Genomic DNA, 6036 nt, shown 5'->3' on the forward strand with positions numbered 1-6036 from the left:
GTCATAAAAGTCAAGTTTCTTTTTGTTCACAATCAAAGATTTCATAAACTCTCCCATGAGGAGAGAAATATTATTAAATATTAATTATAAATTAATTAATAACTATATTAAACATATTATACGAGGGAGGTAGACCATGAGCAAGAATTTCGATGCGTATATAACACTCGATAAAACAGGTTTGGAGAACAAGTATGTGATCATTGTAAATGGCGAAGTGGTGGCAAAGGGCGAGAATATTGAGGAAATGCTTGAGAGAGTGCGGCAAGAATATCCTCATGAAAAACCCTTTGTGGCAAAGGTGCCTGAGGAAAGGATGTTGGTACTATGATACGTCAAAGGTTTAGAGAAGAAAAAAGTAGTTTAGGAATTGTTCTTCGCCCTGTAGCAGAGGTGATTTTGGAAAGGGATAGCTTTGCCGTGGAGACACCAATGTATGTAGATTCAGGTGCTGATGTTTCAATGATACCATTTCGTTTTGGCAGAGCACTTGGGTTTAAGCAAGAAAAGGAAGATACCATTCAAGAAATTAAAGGTGTTTCAGGGGCAGGAGTTCCCTATATTCTCAAGGAGGTTACTTTGGTGTTGAATAGCAGAAGGTTGAAAATAAGGATAGCATGGGTATTATTAGAAGAAGTGCCGATGCTTATGGGAAGAATGGACATATTTGATAAATTTCGGGTGGTCTTTGATGAAAGAAATGCGTGGATTGATTTTGAGGAATGACGGCGGAACAGCGTATAACAGAGCGTATCTGGTTTCGTGCCTTCGGCACTCCGCCCAAATTCCTCGCTTCGCTCGGAACTTCAGATACGCTCAGCCGATAACCAAAATGTCGCTTCGCTCCATTTTGGTTATTGGGGTGCGGATGAGCGAAACGCTTCAGCAGATGTAATTCGAGGGAAATTTTTGAAAAAAGGAAGTTGCTCTGCGTCACTTCGGCTATCAGCGGCGGCGGGGAACCCATGAAGTGGGTCGCGCTTTGGGGTCGGGGCTGAAGTCAAAATGTCCCTTCGGGGCACTTCGCTCATCCGCATCCCGATAGGCGACATGCACTTAGAGGATATATCATAACAGTTAAATCCGATGAGAGATATGGGTGAAACTACAATGAAGCAGATTAATAACATCATCAGGGAGTTTAAAGTGAAAATTGAAAAACTCTATGGCAAAAGATTAAAGAATCTCCTCCTCTATGGTTCATGGGCGAGGGCAGAGGCTACAGATGATTCCGATATTGACCTAGCTGTGGTTTTCGATGGTGAGATTACACCAGGAAACGAAATAGATAGGATGATAGATATCATCATGGAGATAAATCTAAAATATGGTGTTCTAATATCAGTCTATCCTGTATCTGAAAGGGATTATTTTGCTTTGAAAAGTCCATTACTTATGAACATTCGAAGGGAAGGAGTGCCTGCATGAAAGAAGTAGCATCCCTCATAGAGAGACCAAAGAAATATCTTAAGAGTTCTAAGATGCTTATTGACGAGGGGGATTATGAATCATCGGTATCCAGAGCATACTATGCGATGTTTTTCTCGGCTGAGGCTATACTTCTCACGAAGAATTTATCATTTTCATCTCACGGGGGCGTGATATCTGCTTTCGGAGAATACTTCGTCAAAACTAATATTTTTCCGAGAGAGATGGGCAGAGCAATTAACAGAGCATTTGAGAAAAGGCAGTTAGGGGATTACGAGTAGACCTTTGTAATATCCAAGGAAGAAGCAGAGGAAATCCTTGAGAATAGCACACATTTCATAGAAAAGATAATCCAATATTTAAAAGAGGGTAAGTTCCTATGAAGCACATGTGCACGTCGCCTAACAGAGCGTATCTGGCTTCGTGCCTTTGGCACTCCGCCCAAATCCTGCTTCGCAAGACTTCAGAGACGCTCGGAGCGATAGCCAAAATGACGCAGAGCTCGAACCCCTTTGGGGTTCGCATTTTGGTTATCGGGATGCGGATGAGCGAAAGGCTTCAGCAGATATAGCTCAAGGGGAATTTTTGAAAAAGGGAAGTTGCTCTGCGTCACTTCGGCTATCAGCGGATGAACGGCTGAAGCCAAAATGCCCCTTTGGGGCACTTCGCTCATACGCATCCCGTTATATGAAATTGTTAGCCATCAAAAACAGGAGAAAATACGATGGAAGAAATAGAATTTGCATTTGCAGATTCTGTTGAAGTAGAAGCAATCGGAAGGTTGTTAAAGCGATGTGGCTTGCCTTACGAGGATATTGCCAATCACCTTCATCACTTCATGGTGGCAAAGACGGGTAATGATTTGATTGGAGTAATTGGACTTGAAGTGTACGAGAAGGTTGGGTTGCTGCGTTCCCTTGCCATAACAGACGATTATCGGGGCAGGGGTATTGCAAAAGCAGTCTACACAAGGATATTGGCGTATGCCCATTTACAAGGGATTGAAAGCCTCTACCTGCTGACGACCACAGCGGAAGGCTTTTTCTCAAAGATGGGCTTTACCAAAGTGGAAAGGAACAACATTCCTGAATCTATTCAAGCCACAAAGGAATTTCAGAACTTTTGTCCTTCCACTGCTGTCTGCATGACCAAGGGAATTGAAAAAGACGCCCGATATTATCCAAAAGAGGTTCTACGTCTTCAACCCGATGTTCTAGGAGCAAGAATGTGGGGCATTGCGCTGGAAAAGACAATGTTCACATACTTTGAGGTGGAGTCAAACTGTCGGTTTGAGATACACGCTCATGAAAGTGAGCAAATCACGATGGTTCTTGAGGGGGAACTGTTTTTTGAGGTAGAGGGAAGGATTGTCGGCGTTAAGAAAGGGGAGGTCATAGCAATTCCTTCAGCCCTTCCCCATGCGGTATTTACGCGGGAGCAATTCGTAAAAGCGGTTGATGCCTGGTCCCCTGTAATGGAAAAGTACAAAAAATAACGATGACTGGCAACTTCACATAACACGGTGTTTGTGGAAATCTACGCTTTCCCAAATCCCACCAAAGGCGAGACTTCACAAACACCGAGAACGTTATCTGCAATGCCGTGGTCCTAAAGATTTAGAAAGATAATACCAATTTCTCAAATAAAGAATTGATAAAGTAACCCTTTGAGAGGAGGATAAAAAAAGTGTTGCTTACTCACAGAGGAAAGATAATAGCAGAAGAGGAAAAAATTGCAGAAACATTAAGCTAGATTTGTGAGCATATTAAGAGTGAACATAGAAAGGGTAAAATCCCTTTGTTTATAATTGGCTCAGGGATATCAAGCTCTTTAAAAGATTCTTCTGGCAAACATCTTGGCAAAGGTATTCCTGATATAATACGAATGATAGAAAAACTTAAAGAGATATCATCTAATTATTCTTTACCAGAAGACCTTAATCAACTTTTTAAAACATGGGAAAGTTCAGAGGAAAGGAAGAGAGATAGGAGTATCGTTTCAAGAATTCTTATGTATTTTAAAGAGCCATCCTTGGAGGAATTGCGAAAGATTTGGAGCGAATTTATAGAGTGGTTACTCTATAAGTGTGTTGATGAAGAAAAAAATATAGGTATGATAGAAGCTAAACCTTCTATTGCCCATGAAAAGATTGCTGAGATGTATAAAAAGGCTGAGGATGGTGGAACTAATGCTATTTGCCTGACAATAAACTTTGATAGCCTTCTATACAAAGCTCTGAGTGCAAAATTTGATGAATTTGATGAAAAAGGAAAGATTAAGAAGAAAAATGCCTACACATACTTTGAGCCTGAAGGATGCGAAGAGTTTTTCAAAAGAATGGAACACCATAGTGCTGTGGCCGAAATCCAAGCAAGAGAGAATGTCTTTTGGGCGAAATGTAAATCCTCTCTTTGCAACTTGAGAAACAAATCAATTCCTCTTTTAATTTCTGTAAAATACGGCCTTGGGGGTGCCCCTACCAAATGTGAATGTGGAGGATCGAGGGATATATTAATCGCTTTCCCTGGGACATACGAAAAAGATAGAATAATGCAAGAGATGCTTGCTAAGATTTGGAGATACCTTGCCTATAGAATAAGTTGTGTGATTACAATTGGGTTAAGTGGAGCATGGGATCCAGTTCTCATAGCATTTCTCTCGGATCTCCTTGGAGAAAGAGGAATTCCCTTGATTGATGTCAACAAAAAACCAGAAGATTCATGCTTAGTAAAAGAGATTGTTGAAACTGGGGTTTTTGATGCAGTAAGCATCACACAACCTGCTGACAATTTTATGGAGGACTTTGTAAAGAAATATGGGAGTTATGATCTGTGATTCAGACAGTAGACTATAGACATCAGACTTCAGACTAAAACGGGCAGAAATTGCACAAGAATGAAGGCTTGGGAGAGCTACCTATACTTCTGTAGGTAAGGCTTAGGGAAAAATTCAGGGGGTGAGGTTTTGAGGAAGGCTTCTCGAATGCCACTAATTTCCTGCATAAATAGAGTCTATAGTCTTGTGTCTGATGTCCAGTGTCTGAATCACAGATCTTGATAATCCAGAGGTTATGAATTATATCTCGAAGGATGACAAGGAGATAACTTCATTTAATTTATATATGTTTACAGATACACCAATTTCTCTTGTCAATAAAGATGGTGTCAAGAAAGCAAATTTCCCTTTGCCTCCAGGAGAAATGTATATTTTACTACAGAAGATAATGTTAAAAGAGCATTAGAGCTTGGAGAAGGTGATATAAGAATCGGAACTCTTGATAAATCTTCTAATCCAGAGGTTAGAATTACACCTGATAGGCTTTTTCAGCCTCATATTTCAGTTTTAGGTAGAACAGGGTCTGGCAAATCTTATTTTGTTAAAGGATTGTCGAGGCATATTAAAGATAGAAATATTATCATTTTTTCACCCACTGATGAATACAATGAAGTTGGCAAGAAATATGGAATACAAGTACTTTCAAAACAAGATATTCTTTTGCCTTTAAAACCAGACTTTATGGGGTCAATTTATAATTTAACCCTTCAGGAAGAGATGCTATTGAAAAAATTCATGACAAAAGTTTCTCTCAAAGAAAAAATTTTTAGTGGAGAAATAGCAAACCAACTAAAAGATTGGGTTGCTCAGGGTTCTATTGTCTCTAATAAAAAAGGAAAAACAAAACAGATAAATCTTTTTGCATCAGAAGAGATATTATCTGAAGAATGGGAAGAGATTAAAATCCCTAATTATGTGAATACTACCTTACATAAATTACAGTCAAAACCCCTTTATTTTTCTAACAAACCTATGAAGGTTCTTGAGAACTCTCTGATTTTAGATATGAGTGAAATAGAACAGGAAGTTCAAGAAATTATTATTCGTTATACACTACATAATATTCTTGAGAAATATCGAAGTAAAAAGGAAGGAGTTGCTCGGCCAAAACTTCTTGTAGTAATAGAGGAGGTGCATAACTTTGCTCCGACTATCCAAACGACTTTTTGCAAGGATAAAATAATACAAATAGCCAGGGAAGGAAGGAAGTTAGGAATAAACCTATGTCTTTTAAGTCAACGACCTCGTCATTTTGACCAGACTGTTCTTTCTCAATGTAGTAATCTATTCCTTTTTCATATTCCCCATCCTGATGATGTCAATCATGTCTTTAGTGTTTCTCCTTTTTACAGTGGAAACTATGTTGAATTAGTTCAGAGACTTGATGTAGGAAAATGTTTAATAGTGGGGAATGTCTTTAGGTATCCCATTGTATGTTCGGTTAGCTTTGAAAACACAATGAATGTTTGAAAACTACCTCATATCTAATGGCTAAATGAGTAGTTTCAAGTTTGAGTCTTGTTTTGTTAAATCATTTTTGCTATCAACCTAAGAGAATTAAAAAGGTAGATTATGCGAATACTTGCAAAATTAAAAAGAAACCTGTCCTGGTAATGCTGACAAGGCTATAACTGTTGGAGCGAGTAAGGATGAAAAGATAGCTAATTACAGCAGTAGAGGGTTTGTATTTCAAGAAAAGCCGGATTTGCTAGCCCCGGGTTCTCTTTCTATTGGCAAATTTAAGGTTATGGGAACTTCTATCTCCACACCAAT

Annotated in this window: 9 protein-coding genes and 1 pseudogene; 9 read left to right on the plus strand and 1 reads right to left on the minus strand. The window is 39.1% G+C overall.

The annotated features are described in order from the left end of the window. Positions 1-136: 136 nt before the first annotated feature. From AB1422_15425 to AB1422_15440, 4 genes are all read left to right on the plus strand, one after another. Positions 137-331, plus strand: a complete 195-nt coding sequence (locus AB1422_15425; GenBank protein MEW6620700.1) for a DUF5678 domain-containing protein — start codon at positions 137-139, stop codon at positions 329-331. Beyond that, the gene (locus tag AB1422_15430; GenBank protein ID MEW6620701.1) at positions 328-726 is read left to right on the plus strand and encodes a hypothetical protein; all 399 of its coding nucleotides are present in this window, start codon (positions 328-330) and stop codon (positions 724-726) included. Before AB1422_15425 ends, AB1422_15430 begins: the two co-directional genes overlap by 4 nt. A 384-nt stretch (positions 727-1110) precedes the next feature. After that, on the plus strand, positions 1111-1428 hold the full coding sequence (locus AB1422_15435; GenBank protein ID MEW6620702.1) for a nucleotidyltransferase domain-containing protein: 318 nt from the start codon (positions 1111-1113) through the stop codon (positions 1426-1428). Further along, positions 1425-1709: a HEPN domain-containing protein gene (locus tag AB1422_15440; GenBank protein ID MEW6620703.1), complete on the plus strand. Its 285-nt coding sequence runs from the start codon at positions 1425-1427 to the stop codon at positions 1707-1709. The genes AB1422_15435 and AB1422_15440 overlap by 4 nt, the downstream gene beginning before the upstream one ends. 182 nt (positions 1710-1891) lie before the next feature. Here the strand turns inward: AB1422_15440 and AB1422_15445 are convergent, their stop codons facing one another. Continuing rightward, entirely contained in the window at positions 1892-2074 is a 183-nt protein-coding gene (locus AB1422_15445; protein MEW6620704.1) for a hypothetical protein, read from the minus strand. A gap of 78 nt (positions 2075-2152) precedes the next feature. Here AB1422_15445 and arsN2 point away from each other — a divergent pair, with 78 nt between their 5' ends. The 5 genes and pseudogenes from arsN2 to AB1422_15470 all read left to right on the plus strand — a co-directional run bounded on the left by arsN2 (position 2153) and on the right by AB1422_15470 (position 6036). Further along, positions 2153-2923, plus strand: coding sequence for an arsenic resistance N-acetyltransferase ArsN2 (gene arsN2 / locus AB1422_15450; protein MEW6620705.1), 771 nt, complete (start codon positions 2153-2155; stop codon positions 2921-2923). 389 nt (positions 2924-3312) lie between these two features. After that, the gene (locus tag AB1422_15455) at positions 3313-4263 is read left to right on the plus strand and encodes a hypothetical protein (protein MEW6620706.1); all 951 of its coding nucleotides are present in this window, start codon (positions 3313-3315) and stop codon (positions 4261-4263) included. A 235-nt stretch (positions 4264-4498) separates the two neighbouring features. Continuing rightward, entirely contained in the window at positions 4499-4669 is a 171-nt protein-coding gene (locus AB1422_15460) for a hypothetical protein (GenBank protein MEW6620707.1), read from the plus strand. A 23-nt stretch (positions 4670-4692) separates the two neighbouring features. Beyond that, positions 4693-5733: an ATP-binding protein gene (locus AB1422_15465; GenBank protein MEW6620708.1), complete on the plus strand. Its 1041-nt coding sequence runs from the start codon at positions 4693-4695 to the stop codon at positions 5731-5733. A 142-nt stretch (positions 5734-5875) separates the two neighbouring features. Beyond that, positions 5876-6036: pseudogene (locus tag AB1422_15470) on the plus strand (S8 family serine peptidase).

Source organism: bacterium (genome assembly GCA_040757115.1).
In the GTDB taxonomy this organism is placed as follows: Bacteria; UBA9089; CG2-30-40-21; order CG2-30-40-21; family SBAY01; genus JBFLXS01.

Coding starts and splice junctions, on each gene's coding strand:
- AB1422_15430 (MEW6620701.1), top strand. CDS start 328: ATGATACGTCAAAGGTTTAGAGAAGAAAAAAGTAGTTTAGGAATTGTT.
- AB1422_15460 (MEW6620707.1), top strand. CDS start 4,499: ATGAATTATATCTCGAAGGATGACAAGGAGATAACTTCATTTAATTTA.
- AB1422_15435 (MEW6620702.1), top strand. CDS start 1,111: ATGAAGCAGATTAATAACATCATCAGGGAGTTTAAAGTGAAAATTGAA.
- AB1422_15425 (MEW6620700.1), top strand. CDS start 137: ATGAGCAAGAATTTCGATGCGTATATAACACTCGATAAAACAGGTTTG.
- AB1422_15455 (MEW6620706.1), top strand. CDS start 3,313: ATGATAGAAAAACTTAAAGAGATATCATCTAATTATTCTTTACCAGAA.
- AB1422_15440 (MEW6620703.1), top strand. CDS start 1,425: ATGAAAGAAGTAGCATCCCTCATAGAGAGACCAAAGAAATATCTTAAG.
- arsN2 (MEW6620705.1), top strand. CDS start 2,153: ATGGAAGAAATAGAATTTGCATTTGCAGATTCTGTTGAAGTAGAAGCA.